Below are 16258 nucleotides of genomic sequence, written 5' to 3'. Positions count from 1 at the left end.
CGTGTCCACGACACCGACGGACACGACATCCACGTCCACGACATCCACGTCCGCGACACCGACCTCCGCGAGACGGCCGCCCGTGACCCGGCCGCCCGCGTGGCGGCGGCTCTCGGCCGTGCGCGCGCCCGGCTGGCTGGGCGCGCCGGCGCGGAGGCTCGTCTCGGCCGTGGCCGTGCTGTGGGCGGCCGCCACGACCGCGTACGCGGCCCTGCTGCTGGCCCCGGGCGACACCGTCGACATCCTCGTGGGGGACGGCGCCGACACACCGGAAATCCGCGCGCAGATCGTCGCCGAGTGGGGGCTGGACCGGCCCGAGGCCGTGCGCTACCTGAGCTACCTCGGCCGTCTGCTGCACGGCGACCTCGGCCGTTCCTACCAGCTGCAGCGCGGCGTCGGCGAGGTCCTGGCCGGGCAGGTGGGCCCGACGGCGCGGCTGACCCTGGCGGCCGCCGCGGTCGGCGTGGTGCTGGCGCTCGTCCTGGCGGTGGCGACGGCGGGCAGGTCGGTCTGGCCGCGCCGGATCGTCTCCGCCGCCGAGCTGGTGGCGGTGTCGGTGCCGCAGTTCGTGATCGGCATCGTGCTGCTGTTCGTGTTCTCGTTCTCGCTCGGCTGGTTCCCCGTCTCGGGCGCGGCCGACCCGCAGGCGCTCGTCCTCCCCGCGCTGGCGCTCGGCCTGCCCGTCGCCGGCGTTCTCGGGCAGGTGCTCAGGGAGGGCCTGGAACGCGCACTGGAGCAGCCGTTCGCGGTGACGGCGCGCTCGCGCGGTCTCAGCGAGCGGGCCGTGGTGGCCCGGCACGCGCTGCGGCACGCGCTCCTTCCGGCCGTCACCCTCACCGGCTGGTTCACCGGCGTCCTGCTCGGCGGGGCGGTCATCACCGAGGCCCTTTTCGGCCGACCGGGGCTCGGCCGGGTGACGATGCAGGCCGTCAGTGCCAAGGACATGCCGGTCGTGATGGCCGTCGTCATCCTGTCCGCGGCGGTGTACGTGACGATCAGCGCCCTGCTCGACCTCGCCTACCGGCTCATCGACCCCCGGCTCAGGAGCGCATGATGGCCGTCGCCGCACCCGCTCTCAGGCCGGGCGCCCGCCCGCGCCCCGGCCTCGTCCTCGCCCTGCTCGTCCTGGCCGTCCTGGTCGTCGCCGTTGCGGCCCCCGGCCTGGTCACCCGGGTCGACCCGCTGGCGGCCGACCCGCTGCGGGCGCTGGCCCCGCCCGGCGCGGGCCATCCGCTCGGCACCGACCACCTCGGCCGCGACGTGTTCGCCCGCGTCGTGTACGGCGCCCGTCACTCGCTCGGCATCGGGATCCTCGCCACCGCGCTCGCGGTGGGCGCGGGCTCGCTGCTCGGCCTGGCCGCCGGGCTGGCGACCCGCCTGGCCGGTGAGGCGCTCGCCCGCCTGTTCGACGTGCTGTCGACCTTCCCCGAGCTGTTGCTCGCGCTCCTGGTGATCGCCATCACGGGCCCCGGCACGTGGAGCGTCGTCGCCGCGATCGGGATCGCCCAGATCCCCACGTACGCGCGGGTGGTCAGGGCGCAGACGTTCGTCGTGCGCCGCTCCGGCTACGTCGAGCAGGCGGTGACCTTCGGCCACTCGCGGGTGCGCGTCGTCGCCCGGCACGTGCTGCCCAACGTCGTCGGGCCCGTCCCCGTGCTGGCCACGATGGGGCTCGGTCAGGCCGTCATCGCCACGTCGGGCCTCAGCTTCCTCGGCATGGGCCCCCAGCCGCCCGCCCCCGAGTGGGGCACCATGCTGGCCGAGTCGCGGGACTACCTGCGCGTCGCCTCGTGGGTGGCCTTCTCTCCGGGCGTGGCCCTCACCCTGTCGGTCGTGTGCCTGACGGTCGCCGGGCGGCACCTCCAGCGGCGTTTCGAGGGAAGGACACCATGACAGAGCTCGCGATCACCCGTGCCGACCCCGGCCCCGCCCCCGACCCCGGCCCCGCCCCCGCCCCCGCCCCCGGCCCCGCCCCCGCCCCCGGCCCCGCCCCCGCCCCCGGCCCCTCCGCCGCTCCGCCGCTCGTCGCGGTGGAGGATCTGCGGGTGTCCTTCCCCGCCTCCGGCGTCGAGGCCGTACGCGGGCTGTCGCTGTCGATCGCGCCGGGGGAGTGCGTCGCCCTGGTCGGCGAGTCGGGGTCGGGCAAGAGCGTCACGGCCCGCGCCCTCATCGGCCTGGCGGGCCCGGGCGCGAAGGTGCGGGCGTCGGCCTTCCGCGTCGGCGGCGGGGACGCTCTGACCTTCGGCCCGCGCGAGTGGCGCCGCGTGCGCGGCCGGTTCGCCGGGCTGGTCCTGCAGGACGCCCTGGTCTCGCTCGACCCGCTGCGCACCGTGGGGGCCGAGATCACCGAGGTGCTCGCCGAGCACGACGTGGTGCCCCGCCAGGCCCGCCCGGAGCGCGTCCGGGCGCTGCTGGAGGCCGTGGGCGTCCCGGACCCCGAGGTGCGCGTGCGGCAGCACCCGCACCAGCTGTCCGGCGGGCTGCGGCAGCGGGCCCTGATCGCCTCCGCCATCGCCGCGGAGCCGGAGCTGATCATCGCCGACGAGCCCACCACCGCCCTCGACGTGACCGTGCAGGCCCAGATCCTGCGGCTGCTCGCGGACCGGAAGGCGGCAGGGACGGCGCTGCTGATGATCAGTCACGACCTCGCCGTGGTGGCCGCGGTCGCCGACCGCGTCCTGGTCATGAAGGACGGCCTGGTGGTCGAGGCGGGGCCGGCGCGGGAGGTGCTGACATCTCCACGGCACGACTACACCCGTGCCCTGCTGGCCGCCGTGCCCTCCGCCTCCGCCGTGCCGCGCCGGCCGCATCGCTCCCCGGAGGCCGCCCCACGCGATCCCGTGCTCGCCGCCACGGGGCTGTCGGTCGCGTACGGCTCGCGCAGGGCCGTGGACGACGTCTCCTTCCGCCTGCACGCGGGGGAGACGCTCGGCGTGGTCGGCGAGTCGGGGTCGGGCAAGACGACCCTCGCGCGGCTGGCCCTCGGCCTGCTCGCGCCGGACGCGGGGGAGGTGACCCTGCGGGGAGGCCCGTGGAGCGGCCTGCCCGAGCGGCAGCGGCGACCCCTCCGCCCCGCCGTCCAGGTGATCGCGCAGAACCCGCTGGACTCCTTCGACCCACGTCACACGGTGGACCGCCTGGTCGCCGACCCGCTCTCGGCGCTGCCGAGGCGGCGGCGCCGGGAGCGCGCCGTCGAACTGTTGGGCCGGGTCGGGCTGCCGCCCGAACTGCTCGGCAGGCGTCCGCGCGAGCTGTCCGGCGGCCAGCGGCAGCGCGTGGCCATCGCCCGCGCGCTCGCGTCCCGGCCCGAGGTGCTGATCTGCGACGAGCCCGTCTCCGCGCTCGACGTGTCGATCCAGGCCCAGGTGCTCGACCTGCTGGCCGAGATCCAGGCCGAGGACGGTACGGCGCTGCTGTTCATCTCCCACGACCTGGGCGTCGTCCGCCACTTGAGCGACCGGGTCCTGGTGATGAAGGACGGCCGCGTGGTGGAGGAGGGGGACGCCGGCGAGGTCTTCGATCACCCCCGGCATCCGTACACCCGGGAGCTGCTCGCGGCCGTGCCCCGGCTCCCTCACCCCGAGCCCTCGGCGTGATCCCCAGAGCGTGGGGTTGACGGAGGCCGCCCGTGCGGTCCCGCGTGAGGGGCGAGCGGTCCGCGCCGGCTCGCCCCTCACGCAGCTCTAGTAGAACTTTGTTAGTTGGAGATCTTGTCTGAGATGATCTCGGGGTGACTCCGGCTGAGTTGGCTGAGGTGCGTGGCCGTCTTGAGGACTTCGCGGGTGAGGTGTTCACGTCGTTCGCTCGTAGGGAGCAGCGTGTCAACGGCGGGTACCATGAAGGGAAGACACCGCCTGTCGAAGGCAATGCTCCACCTCAGGACTAGATTCGCGAAGCGGGGTCGGGTCCTTTCCCCGCCGCCTCCCGGAACGTGGGTGAGAGCCGGTAGAAGCTCGGCGAACGTGATGGTGCCGTCGTAGAAAGTGGAGTCAGAACCGATATCGAGTCCTGGGGTGCGGCCGCGACAATAACGGCACCCAGACCGTCTCAAGCCGCTGTCGTCCGCTCTCCCGCCGGCGGCCTTCCCGAATTCGACGACATGGTGGAAGTCATCAGAGAGGACGCTCGGCCGACCTTCAAACAGTGAGGGCGCCCAGTGCTGTAGAACCGGCCGTCGGTGTTGACCCAGCGATGTGGCTGAGTCTGCACGATCAGACTTTGCGAGACCAGATCGCCTTCGGCGGCACGTTCCTTGGCCAGCGGGAGATCGTAGCGACCGAACTGCACCTGGCGCGTGATACCCGCCGCGGCGACGCCACGCCTGACTGCGTGGGCAGTACATGACCGCCCTGTACCGGCTCGGCCGCCAGTCCGACGCTCTGGCCACCTTCCGGGAAGGCCGCCAGGTACTGGTCGAGAGCCTCGGCGTGGATTCGGGACCGGAGTTGACCGCCCTGCATCACGCAATCCTGCGCGGTGACGCGGCCCTGGCGGCGCCACCGTCGGATGAGACGGTCCGGGTCGCCGTACCGGCGGAGCTGCCGCTGGCGCCCTCGGACTTCACCGACCGCGCGCTGCAGAGCTGCGCACTGGTCACGGCGCTGACGTCGGAGCCCTCTCGGGCCATCCAGGTCATAGGAGGTCGCGCTGGCAGTGGCAAATCCGCTCTGGCGGTCCACGTGGCCCACCAGGTCACGTGGGCATTTCCCGACGGGCAGTTGTATGTCGAGTTGCGCGGGATGAGCGATGCCCCCGCCGACGCAGGTGAGGTGCTGGGGCGGTTCCTCAAGGCTCTCGGGGTGGAGCCGGTCGGCCTCCCGCCCGGCACCGAGGAACGGGCCGAGCTGTACCGCAGCCTGATAGCCGGACGCCGGGTGCTGGTGCTGCTGGACGACGCCGCCGCCGAGCAACAGGTTCGTCCATTGCTGCCGGGCGGTTCCGGTGTCGCGGTATTGATCACCTCACGCAATCGGCTCGGCGGGCTGGCCGGCGTCCACCGTACCGACCTCGCGACGTCCTTGACCCCGCTGATGCTGCTCGAACTGCTGGGCCGGATCGTGGGAGCCGAGCGCGTCGCGGCCGAGGGTGCCTCGCTTCCGGCGGCGCAGGGGATCGCGGTCGGCGACATGGGCGGCCACGGCGTCGACGCTGGGCCGGGGGTAGCGCTCCAGGCAGCGTACGGAGGCGTGCTGGGAGCGGGCCAACAGGGTTGGGGGTTGGTGCCGTCCTCGGCTTCGTGCGTCAGCGCGGAGTGGCGCACGCCTTCCAGGGTGCGGTCGCGGATGTACTCGCGTTCCATGCCCGACAGGGCGGCGAGCACGGTGAACACGACGCCGGACGGGTCCTGGCCGCCCGCGCGCAGGCCGCCCGCCAGGACCCCCGATTCGCAGCCGTCATCGACATGGACGGCTTCACCGTTCCCGATTCGGCACACCTCACCTTTACCGACGCTCCGCTCTTCCTGCCGCCGCTATCCACGCTCGTCGGCCCCCTCGGCTGGACCGCCGTGCCACGTATCACCGCAGCGGCCACCGTCGCCTTCCTCGACGCCGCACTCCGCGGCAAATCCGGCGACCTGACCACAGCCCTATCCAGGTACGGCCACCTAACCGTCCTGTAGCCGGACGATCGCCGTGGACGACGCATTTCGCCCTTGGTGGTGTTCGGCGGCCTCATCGTCGTTCAGGCCGACTCGGCTGTGCGGCCGCTCGCGTTCAGCGCGCCGGCCAACTCGCGGCGTGAGCTCACGCCGAGCTTCATGAACACCTTGCGCAGATGCCATTCGACGGTTCGCGGGCTGAGGAACAGCTGGGCGCCGATCTCGGGGTTGCTCCGCCCGGCAACGGCGAGCTGCGCAATCTCCGCCTCCTGGGCGGTCAGCTCGTCGAAGGCGTCGACCCTGCGCCGCCGCACCCGTTCCCCCGCGGTTGCCAGCTCTCGGCGCGCCCGCTCGGCGAACGCGTCCATGCGCATCTCGCCGAACAGCTCGAGCGCCTGCCGCAGATGATCACGGGCGGCCACGCGGTGGCCGGCGCGCCGCAGCCACTCGCCGTAGAGCAGGTGCGCGCGGGCCAGTTCCGGACGCACCGGCGTCGGCGCCAGCCGTTCTATCGCCTCGCGATACAGGCGGTCGGCGTCCGAGCCGTCGCTGAGCAGCGCGCTCAGGCGCGTCGCGACGCCGACCCCCCAGTCGGTGCCGGCAGCGGCGGTGCCCTGGCGAAGCCGGTCGAGAGCGGCGCGTGCCGTCTCCGGGCGTCCGGCTCTGGCGGCCGCCTCGACCAGCTCGATCCTGGCCCAGTCGGCGACGAACAGCTCGGGGGTGTCGTCGGCGGCCCGCTCGGCGGCTGCCAGCGCCTCGTCGTACCGGCCGAGGCCGTTGCAGAGCATCGCGGTGGCCGATCGGGCGTACTGCACCGCGCAGCCCTGCCCGGCGGCCGTGGCCTCCGCGATCGTCACGTTGATCAGCGTGCGGGCCTCGGCCTCGCGTCCGCGCGCGCCCGCGAGCATGAGCCTGGCGTACGAGGCGATCCGTGAGCCCGTGGCCTGGGTGACCGCCTCGACTTCGGCGGTCAGCAGGGCCGCGCCCCTGAGGTCCCCGCCCACGCACAGGGCCTGGGCCAGGACGTCGAGAGCGACCGGCAGCACGCTGAGCGCGCCCGATTCGCGAGCGACCCGGATCTGACGGGCCAGAGGGGTGGCCCAGGCCTCGTAGTCCCACACCATCACGGCCGCCGCGGTGGAGCGGACGACCTCCTGGATCGTGGCCGCCCCGTCGCCGCCGAAGCGGTCCACCGCCTGCCGGAGGAGGGGTGCCGCCGCGTCCCGCCCACTGGTCACGGCGAGCGCGAGGCCGTCCAGGAGGACGTCGGCGGCCTCCGGAGGACCTTCGGGACGCGGGCAGGCCAAAGCCTTGCTCGAGATCTCCGCCATGCTGGTGCCGCGCGTCATCGCACCCGCGAACAACGCCGCGCTCCAGGCGTCGAGGTAGGTCTTGCGCGCCAGCCCCGGGTCGAGCGGCTCGAGGGCCTGCGCCGCGCCGAGCAGCAGGAGAGGGCCTTCGCTGCCGCGGGTCTGCCAATACCTGGCCTGGGCGCGCAGCAGGTTCGCGCGGGCGCGCTGCAGGTCGTCCAGCGGGCCAGCCTCCGCCGTGGCCAGCAGTCCCAGAGCGGTATTGAAGAGACCCGCCTGAACGCTCGCGCCCGCGGCGGTGAGCGCGCGCTCCGCTCGCCGTACCGGATCGGGCGTCAGCGCCACCGCGCGCCGCAGGAACGAAGCCGCCGCCGCCAGGCCGCCACGGGCCTGCGCCTGACCGGCGGAGCGTTCCAGCTCGGCCGCGACCTCCTCGTCCGGGCCCTCCGCGGCGGCGGCGAGATGCCACGCACGGCGGGCGGGATCGTTGTCGCGGCCCGTCGCCTCCGCCAGCGCCAGGTGCGCCGCCCGCCGGTCCGCCGCCTGAGCCGACCGGTACACGACCGTACGCACGAGAGGATGACGGAAGACGACGCGCTCGCCGATCGTCATCAGCCCGTCGGCCTTCGCCGGATCCGCCGCCGCAGGCCCGATGCCCATCCGATCCGCCGCGCGCCACAGCAGCAGCGGATCACCGAGCGGCTCCGCCGCCGCCACCAGCAGGAGTGCCCGGGTCTGCGCGGGCAGCGCCCCTATCCGGCGGCGGAAGCTCTCCTCGATGCCGGGTGAGATTCCGGCCGAGACCTCCGGCCAGCTGGACGGTCCGAAGCCTCCTGCCAGCTCCTCGACCGGCAGGCCGCGGGGCATTTCCAGCAGGGCGAGCGGGTTTCCGCGCGTTTCGGCCACGAGCCGGTCGCGTACCTGCTCGTCCAGCGGGCCAGGCCGGGCCTGCTCCAGCAACGCCCGCGCGTCGTCAGGTGCCAGACCGTGGACCGTCAGCTCCGGCAACGCGGCGAGAATCTTGTCGTCGGCGGGCTCCCGCACGGCGAGAATCTTGTCATCGGCGGGCTCCCGCACGGCGAAGACCATCGCGACCGACTCGGCGACCAGCCGCCGCGCCACGAAGGCCAGCGCCTGCGCCGAGGCGCGATCCAGCCACTGCGCGTCGTCGATCACGCAGATGAGCGGACGCTCCTCCGCCACCTTGGCCAGCAGAGTCAGCACCGCCAGGCCGATCAGGAAGCGATCCGGAGCAACCCCGTCCCGCAGCCCGAAGGCGGTCCGCAGCGCCTCCGCCTGCGGGTCCGGCAGCGTGGGCAGGCGGTCCAGGAACGGCACGCAGAGGAGGTGCAGGCCCGCGAACGCCAGCTCCATCTCCGACTCGACCCCCGCCGCCCGCGCCACCTGGCATCCGGACGCGCGGTCGCACAGCTGGTCCAGCAACGCGGTCTTGCCGATTCCGGCTTCCCCCCGGAGCACCAGGACCTGGCTCTGGCCGATGCGTACGCTCCGCAGCAGCCGGTCCAGAGTTTCCCATTCGCGTTGCCTGCCGCGCAGGTCAGGCAGGGAGTCTTCACGCACCCGGCCAGGGTATCGGGTGCCTTTTTCCCGGCTTGCCGGCTGGCCCCGGGGGCCTCACATCAGGGTGCGGGCGTACTCGAAGTCGGTGTAGCGGCGCCACTCTACGACGCGGCCGTCCCGCAGGCGGTAGATCGCCCTGTTTTTATCGGGGCGAGCGGGTGGCCGGTCAGGCACTTGATCTCGAGGCTGCCGTGGTTCTCGAAGACGATGTCGTGGGCGAAGCAGGGGGTAAGCTCCTGCTCGCTCAGGTGACTCCTCCGCTCCCTGAAAACTCCTCAGCGCGGGCTTCCACCGGCCACCCAGAACGGGACGGCGGCACTTCCGGCACCCCACCACGTGCTCCCCGAGGTCATACGCCGCGCCGTGGGAGACGCGCACCTGACGAGTCACACGATCATTACAACAGCACCATCCATCTCCTCACCGCTGAAAGGCATCCTCGATGACCCCGGAGAGAAAACCAGTCAGGGACGGCATTCCCCCGTCGCCTGAAGGCGACGGTCCCCCGCCGAGGTTCTGATGGTGGATGCGCGGCTGAGGGCCGGGACGGACCCCGGGGTCGCGGTGGGTTTCCTGGTCCGGAAGCGCCGCCCCGGGGTCGGTGTCCCCGGGGCGGCGTCCCGTCGACGCCTTGCGACGCGCCTTGAGACCGAGGCCTTTGCGATGCACGTTTCGAGACCGCCTCCCGGGACCGACGCCTTGAGACCGACTCCCGGGATCGCACTCCGCACAGGACTGGAGGCCCACCGGCCTGCTGGTCAGCGCAACTTTCGGAAGGTCTCCCGGAGGTCGCCGGTGAAGGCTTCGGGGTTCTCGTAGTGGACGAAGTGGCCGCCCTTCATATGGGCGTTGACGTTGATCACGTTGAAGGCATCACGGGTGGGGCCGTTCTCGAAGGCGGCGATGCGCTCTTCGACCGTGTTGACGCCGGGCGGATAGGCGTCGCCGAGGAGGAAGGTGAAGCCGGCCGGCGCCTCGACGACAGGCCGGCGGTCGTGGGAGGGCACCCACGGGTAGCGCACCGCGTTGCGGTACATGCGAATGGAGGAGCCGATGGCCTGGTTCACCCAGAAGGTGGTGGCCTCGGTGAGGATGAAGTCGCGGGGGAAGTTCGTCTCGAAGTCGCCCCGCTTGTCGCTCCACTTCTTCCACCGCCGCAGGAGCCAGGCGAGCATGCCGATCGGCGAGTCGTTCAGGCCGTGGGTGAGAGTCGAGGCGTCGAGCATGTGCACCGCGACGTGGGAGGCGTAGGTGTTGACGAAGTTCTCCAGGCCCGCCCGCAGCTCCGGTGTGGCGTCCTCGGGGATCTTGGCGCCGTCGGTCAGGTCCCAGAAGCGCTCGTTCGCGAACATGCCGGGCGGCAGGTCCTGGCCGTAGTGCAGGCCGATGATGCTGTCGGCGTACTTGTGGCCGAGCGCGCTGGTGACGAGCGCGCCGTAGTCGGTGCCCGCCGCGGCGTACTTGTCGTAGCCGAGCACCTCGGTCATGAGCTTGTGCATGATGTCGGCGATCTTCCAGTAGTTCAGATCGCCCCTGCCGACCGGGGTGGACCAGCCGAAGCCCGGCAGGTCGGGGATGATGACGTCGAAGGAGTCCGCCGGGTCGCCGCCGTGGGCGACGGGATCCGTCAGCGGGCCGATGAGCGGGAGGCTGAACCCGCTGGACCACGGCCAGCCCGAGTGCACCGCCAGCGGGACCGGGTTCGGGCCCTTGCCACGCACGTAATAGAAGTGCACGGGCGTGCCGTCGATTTCGACCTTGTACTGCTCGTAGGCGTTCAGCCGCTGCTCCTGCGCCCGCCAGTCGAAGCCGTCCGCCCAGTACTCCACGAGCGGCTTGAGGTAGGCGGTGCTGATTCCGTAGTACTCCTCCTCGTTGTCCAGGTCGTCGAAGAAGCGGGTCCTCTTCAGCCGATCCTTGAGGTCGTCCAGGGCCTCCTGAGGGACGTCGATCTTGTACGGTTCCGCCGCACCGGGCTTGTTCACGCTGTTCACGGCAAGTCTTCTTTCAGGTAGTGAGGTTCTCTGATGGGTGCCGCCGCCGGTGGAGGCACGAGTTGGCCGCAGGTGGCGTCAGGTGGTGAAGTCCAGGCGCAGCCGGGTCTGCTTGAGCTCGGCGATGTACCAGGTGCCGTCCGTCTTGACGAAGCGTGCGTGGTAGTGGCCGAAGCCGTGCATGCCTCTGAAGGGGATGGCCTCGGATACAGGGGCGTCCTCGGGCCTGGTGACGATGTCCTCCATCGCCCAGACGCCATGAGCGTCGGTCGCCGAGTCGACGTCGATCTCGTCGGAGAACAGGTGGTGGATCAGGGTGACGCCGGGGCCCCCGCTGGCGCCTACCGTGGCCGCGATCTCCTCCCGGCCTTCCATGTGCAACCAGACCGATCCGTCGGGCTTGTGCGGAGTGAACGTGCCGTCCGGTGTGAACAGGTTCGCCAGATCCTGCCAGCGTTGATGGTCCGCGTACCGAACGTAGCGCCCCATCAGACGGCGAAGCTCTTCAACAATGCTCAGACGCTCGAGAGCATCCATGATCGATCATCCCTTTGCCAATGAGGTGGACGCACACCCTGCCGGGCCCGCCCCGCGGATACTCCGCGTTTCTGGACTCAAAACTGCGACGCCGACCGCTTGGACCGACATCGACAACCCTCGCTGCAACCGGCGCGGGGAGGACCAGGGTGAGTCACTGGCCTGGTCCCTGGTGCGTCCCCCGTGACAGAAACGCCATGCCCGCCACTGCCTGGAAGCGCCGCCGTGCGTGTGGGCGGACTCGCCCAGCACCGCCATCCACCCCGCGAACCGCGGTTCCTCCCCTGCCAGGAAGGGGCCTCACGCGTCCCAGCCAGGGACGAGTTCACCGCCAGTGAGTCAACCAGTGACGCACCCGGGTCCTGCCAGGTGCCTCACACGGCGAAGCTGACCGGCATCGGCTGCGGAACCATGGCGTGAAAGGAGCAGGGGCGTGGATTCAGCCACGACGAGGTTGATCGGCCGGGAGGATGAGCAAGCGCGGCTGTCCGCCTTCATGGAGGCCGCCACGGGGCAGGCCCTCGTCGTGCGCGGCGAGGCCGGGGTCGGCAAGAGCGCTCTGCTCGACCACACGGCGGATCTCGCACGCCAGAGTGGCCACCTCGTCATCCGGGCCACCGGGGTGGAGGCGGAATCCGAGCTGCCCTACGCCGGGCTGCATCAGCTTCTCCATCCGCTGCTCTCCGGCGCCGTGCTTCCGGGCTACGGCTGCCGGACGGTCTTCAACGCGGCTTTCGCCCAGCACGAAGGTACGCCGCCGTCAGTCATGGCGCTCGGCGTCGCCACGCTCGGCCTGGTGACCCGAGCAGCGGCAGAGCAGCCGCTGTTGCTGGTCCTCGACGACGGCCAGTGGCTGGACGAACCGAGCGCCGACGTCTGCGGATTCGTGAGCCGCCGGATCGCCGGCAGCCCGGTGAAGCTGCTCGTGGCCGTCCGCGCCGACGTCGCCTCCCACATCGACATGGGGGCGCTGCCGGAGGTGGCGGTCGGCGCGCTCTCGGACGATGACGCGGCGCGCTTGCTGGATCACCATCATCCGGCGCTACGCAAGCACGCCCGGCAGGTGGTGCTGGACCAGGCTCAGGGTAACCCGCTGGCGCTGCTGGAGCTGCTCGCCCACGTTGCCGGCTGGGCTGAGCGCGCACGGGCCGAGTTCCAGGTCACCAGGGCAGCGTCGCATGTCTCCACGCTGAGCCTGCCCTCGCTGACTTGGCAGGAACGCCGGATCGCCGACCTGGCCGCAGGCGGGCTGACGAATAAGGAGATCGGCAGGCGGATGCACCTGTCGCCGCGGACCGTCAGCTCGCATCTGTACCGCATCTTTCCCAAGCTGGGGATCACGACGCGGGCAGCGCTACGCGACGCCCTGAGCAGGACGGACGAAGTCACTTCGTCGGCGTGACCGGCGTATCGGCGGCAACGGCGCACTCGGCCGCCGCACGTCCAGCATGCTCATGGCGCGCCGAGGGAACCCGGGGGATCGTTCTGGAGGCCGGCCAGGTGCGCGCGATGCCACGGGTCCCGTCTTCATGATCACGGACCTATGAGCCGATTGCCCACGCCATCTGCCGCAGATCAGTCGACTCGGGGTGTCTACGTGGCCACTAGGCTAGGTCTAAGGCCGCGTAGCGGCTCGCGGGGCGGGCCAGCCCGAGCCGCCCGCGCAGGTTCACCGTGTCGTACGCCGTCCGGAACGCGCCCGCGCTCTGCAGCGCGGGCACCAGGCCACGAGTGATCGCCGCCAGGTCGTGGGGCAGCACGCCCGGCCGGAGGCGGAATCCCTCCAGACCCGCCTCCCGCCACTCCAGCAGCAGCCCGGCGAGCTCCTCGGGGGTGCCGGTGAAGACGTGGGCGTCCGACTCGAGCTCGGCGCCGTCGAGGTCGTCCAGCCGGGCCTTGCGGCCGCCCGCGTCGTGGGCGTCGAGGAAGACCACCAGATCCGCGAAGATCCGCAACGGCGGCTCGGTGCGTCCGACGGCCGCCTCCGCCGCCCGGACGCTCCCGACGATCGCGGCGGCGTCCTCCCGGTCGCGTGGCGTGACGTACACGACGTCGGAGGACCGGGCCGCGAACTCGTACGGCAGCGTGTCGTGGGCCAGGGAGGTGACCAGCGGCTGGCCCTGCGGGGAGCGCGGCGTGATCGACGGGCCCTTCACGCTGAACCACTCGCCGTGGAAGTCGATGTAGTGGAGCTTGTCGCGGTCGATGAAGCGACCCGTCGCGACGTCGCGGATCTCGGCGTCGTCCTCCCAGCTGTCCCACAGGCGGCGGACCACCTCGACCGCGTCGGCGGCCTCGGCGAACAGGTCCAGCACGTGCTTGCCGAAGACGGGATCGCGGTCGCGGGAGTAGTCCTGCGGCGGGAACGGGGAACGGCGGCCGAAGTGCGCGACGTGGTCGGGGCGGCCGGAGATCTGGGGCCGCCAGCCGGCCCTGCCGTGGCTGATGTGGTCGAGCGAGGCGATGCCGATCGCGACGTGGAACGGCTCGGTGTGGGTCGTGCCGGCGGTCGGCACGAGGCCGATCCGCGAGGTCAGCGGGGCCACGCGCGACGCGATCAGCACCGCGTCGAGCCGCCCGCGCACCTGGTCGAGGCGCCCGTCGGGCTCGTTGAGGTGGGAGGACTGGAGGCCGAGCGCGTCTTCGAAGGTGACGAAGTCGAGCAGGCCGCGCTCCGCCTCCGTGACGAGTTCGGCCCAGTAGCCGGGGGTGAACAGCCGGTCCGGCCGCGCGCCTTCGGCCCGCCATGCGGCCGGGTGCCAGCCCGCCCCGTCCAGCGCGACGGCGAGATGCAGGGTCATGAGGTCTCCTCGATGCGGTTCGGAGTGCGGGGAGCGAGGCCGAGGTGGTCGCGGAGAGTGGGCCCGGTGTAGTCGGCCCGGAAAACGCCCTTCTCCTGCAACAGGGGGACGACCTTGTCGACCAGGTCGTCCAGCCCGCCGGGAGTCAGGTGGGGTACGAAGATGAAGCCGTCGGCCGCGTCGGTCTGCACGAAGTGGTCGATCTCGTCGGCGACCGACCGCGGCGTGCCGATGAAGGTCTGCGGCGCGGAGACCTCGATGGCGAGCTCGCGGATCGACAGGTTCTTCTCCTCGGCGAGGGCGCGCCACTTGGCCACCAGCTCGCCGCGGTCGCGGCGGAACGCCGCGTGGCCCTTGGACACGCCTTCGTCCAGGTTCGGCTCGACGTCGGGCAGCGGGCCGTCCGGGTCGTATCCCGACAGGTCGCGGCCCCACACGGCCTCCAGGAAGTAGATCGCCGTCTGCGGGCTGACCTGCGCGCGGCGGATCTCGGCGGCCCGTTCGGCGGCCTCGGCCTCGGTGTCGCCGAGCACGTACGTCACGGCGGGAAGGATCTTCAGCTCCTCCGGCCGCCGTCCGTAGGCGGCGAGCCTGCGCTTGACGTCACGGTAGAAGGCGCGGCCCTCCTCCAGCTTGCTGTGCCTGCTGAAGATCACGTCAGCCGACGACGCCGCGAACTCGCGGCCCTCGTCGGAGTCGCCGGCCTGGATGATCACCGGGTGGCCCTGCGGGCCGCGCGGCACGTTGAACAGCCCCGAGATGTCGAAGTGCCTGCCCTGGTGGCGGAAGGGGGCGACGCCGCCGGGCCTCAGGAACCGCCCCGACTCCGGGTCCGCGGCCACCGCGTCCGATGCCCACGAGTCCCACAGCTCCCTGGCGGTCTGCAGGAACTCCTTCGCCCGCGTATACCGGTCGGCCTCGGCCAGGAAGCCGCCCCGGCGGAAGTTCTCCCCTGTGAAGGCGTCGAAACTGGTCACCACGTTCCACGCGGCCCGGCCGCCGCTCAGGTGGTCGAGCGTGGCCAGCCGCCGCGCCACCTCGTACGGTTCGTTGAAGGTGGAGTTGACCGTCGCGGCGAGCCCCAGGTGGGTGGTGACGGCGGCCAGGGCGGAAAGGACCGTGAGCGACTCCGGGCGTCCCACGACGTCCAGGTCGTGGATACGGCCCTTCGCCTCGCGCAGCCGCAGTCCTTCGGCCAGGAAGAAGAAGTCGAACTTCCCGCGTTCGGCCGTCTGGGCGAGGTGGCGGAACGAGTCGAAGTCGATCTGACTGCCCGATGCGGGGTCGGACCAGACCGTGGTGTTGTTCACGCCGGGGAAGTGTGCGGCGAGATGGATCTGCTTGGTCACGGGGGACTCCTGATGTCTCGGCCCGGTTTGCGCGACGGGGGGGATAAACCTACTAACAAAGTAGGTATATAGGGTTTTGTCGTCAATCAGCCGGACTTGCGCTCATCCGACCGGCACGTCGGCGGGCACGCGGGCGACGACGAACGCCGTCCGCCGGCGGAGACGGAAGCCGAGCGCCTCGTACACCCGGATCGCCGTGGTGTTGCTCGCGGCGGCGTGCAGGAACGGGGTCTCGCCGCGGGCGCGGATGCCGGCGGCGACGGCCAGCACCAGCCGTGACGCAAGGCCCTGGCGGCGGAAGGCCGGATCGGTGCACACCGCGCTGATCTCCGTCCAGCCGGGCGGGTGCAGCCGCTCCCCGGCCATCGCGACCAGCGCGCCGCCGCGGCGGATGCCCAGGTAGGTGCCCATCTCGATGGTGCGCGGCCGGAACGGGCCCGGCTGTGTGCGCGCGACGAGGTCCAGCATCTCCGGCACGTCCGCCGCCTGCAGGCGGACCGCCTCGTCGTCGGGTGCCGGGACCACGTCGTCGCCGACCAGTTGCACGCCCGCGCCGTTCGAGACCACCTCCCACCCGTCCGGCACCGCGGCGGCGGCGCCGGTGACCGGGACCGTCGCGCCGGGCCCCGCGAGCGCGGCGAGGTCGCTCCAGTCCGCGGGGCCGGGCTCGTTGGGCAACGCGAAGAACGGGGAGACGTCATCCGGGTAGCGCGCCGCGTTGCCGTACCGTTCGGCGAAGTGCGCGTGCGGGCCGGTCAGCGACGCCCATGCGGGATTGTCCAGAAGGTGCCGGTCGCTCACCGTGGCCCTCCCCGGGACGCGTCGCCGTGGCCGGTGCTCACGCGTCCACCTCCATGGCCGTCTGATCGCGTGCCGCCGTAAGGGGGGAATGCGCATGCCTTCGGCATCGGACCTCCTGTCACTCGTGCTCCTGTGGACGCATCCTAGGCAATTACCTACTAAACAAGTAGGTCTTGACGGTATTCTATGCCTGTGCTGAAGATAGAGGCATGTCGGACGCCCGCGATCAGCGCGGTCGCCGGGAGGGTTGATCCATGACTGTCGAGCCCTTCGCGCTCAACCACGT

At 71.7% G+C, this 16258-nt stretch carries 11 protein-coding genes; 5 read left to right on the top strand and 6 right to left on the bottom strand.

What is annotated here, in order from left to right; translation table 11 throughout:
- Positions 1-82: 82 nt before the first annotated feature.
- The 4 genes from IL992_RS23355 (at position 83) to IL992_RS23340 (ending at position 5579) form a co-directional block, all read left to right on the top strand.
- Positions 83-1054 carry an ABC transporter permease gene (locus IL992_RS23355; protein ID WP_319018763.1) on the top strand — a complete coding sequence of 324 codons (972 nt, stop codon included), beginning with the start codon at positions 83-85 and terminating at the stop codon, positions 1052-1054.
- Positions 1054-1893 (top strand): ABC transporter permease, encoded by an 840-nt coding sequence (locus IL992_RS23350; protein ID WP_226873606.1) that lies wholly within the window; start codon positions 1054-1056, stop codon positions 1891-1893. The genes IL992_RS23355 and IL992_RS23350 overlap by 1 nt, the downstream gene beginning before the upstream one ends.
- Positions 1890-3596 carry a dipeptide ABC transporter ATP-binding protein gene (locus IL992_RS23345; protein WP_193205490.1) on the top strand — a complete coding sequence of 569 codons (1707 nt, stop codon included), beginning with the start codon at positions 1890-1892 and terminating at the stop codon, positions 3594-3596. Before IL992_RS23350 ends, IL992_RS23345 begins: the two co-directional genes overlap by 4 nt.
- Positions 3597-4340: 744 nt before the next feature.
- Positions 4341-5579: a BTAD domain-containing putative transcriptional regulator gene (locus IL992_RS23340; protein WP_193205489.1), complete on the top strand. Its 1239-nt coding sequence runs from the start codon at positions 4341-4343 to the stop codon at positions 5577-5579.
- 103 nt (positions 5580-5682) lie between these two features.
- On the opposite strand, the gene IL992_RS23335 is transcribed toward IL992_RS23340, so the two are convergent.
- From IL992_RS23335 to IL992_RS23325, 3 genes are all read right to left on the bottom strand, one after another.
- Entirely contained in the window at positions 5683-8490 is a 2808-nt protein-coding gene (locus IL992_RS23335) for an ATP-binding protein (RefSeq protein ID WP_193205488.1), read from the bottom strand.
- A 758-nt stretch (positions 8491-9248) separates the two neighbouring features.
- A complete protein-coding gene (locus IL992_RS23330) occupies positions 9249-10484 on the bottom strand; it encodes an epoxide hydrolase family protein (protein ID WP_319018762.1) in 1236 nt (411 codons plus the stop codon).
- Between the two features lie 78 nt (positions 10485-10562).
- Positions 10563-11021 (bottom strand): nuclear transport factor 2 family protein, encoded by a 459-nt coding sequence (locus IL992_RS23325; RefSeq protein WP_193205487.1) that lies wholly within the window; start codon positions 11019-11021, stop codon positions 10563-10565.
- Positions 11022-11454: 433 nt separating this feature from the next.
- Here IL992_RS23325 and IL992_RS23320 point away from each other — a divergent pair, with 433 nt between their 5' ends.
- Positions 11455-12423 (top strand): helix-turn-helix domain-containing protein, encoded by a 969-nt coding sequence (locus tag IL992_RS23320; RefSeq protein ID WP_193205486.1) that lies wholly within the window; start codon positions 11455-11457, stop codon positions 12421-12423.
- A gap of 202 nt (positions 12424-12625) precedes the next feature.
- Here IL992_RS23320 and IL992_RS23315 read toward each other — a convergent pair whose 3' ends face one another.
- From IL992_RS23315 to IL992_RS23305, 3 genes are all read right to left on the bottom strand, one after another.
- The gene (locus tag IL992_RS23315; RefSeq protein ID WP_193205485.1) at positions 12626-13822 is read right to left on the bottom strand and encodes an LLM class flavin-dependent oxidoreductase; all 1197 of its coding nucleotides are present in this window, start codon (positions 13820-13822) and stop codon (positions 12626-12628) included.
- Positions 13819-15171, bottom strand: a complete 1353-nt coding sequence (locus tag IL992_RS23310) for an NtaA/DmoA family FMN-dependent monooxygenase (protein WP_319018761.1) — start codon at positions 15169-15171, stop codon at positions 13819-13821. The genes IL992_RS23315 and IL992_RS23310 overlap by 4 nt, the downstream gene beginning before the upstream one ends.
- 102 nt (positions 15172-15273) lie before the next feature.
- A complete protein-coding gene (locus IL992_RS23305) occupies positions 15274-15972 on the bottom strand; it encodes a GNAT family N-acetyltransferase (protein WP_319018760.1) in 699 nt (232 codons plus the stop codon).
- Between the last annotated feature and the right edge of the window lie 286 nt (positions 15973-16258).

This window comes from Microbispora sitophila (assembly GCF_014892245.1).
GTDB lineage: Bacteria > Actinomycetota > Actinomycetes > Streptosporangiales > Streptosporangiaceae > Microbispora > Microbispora siamensis.
This window is presented reverse-complemented; position numbering and strand designations above follow the sequence as displayed.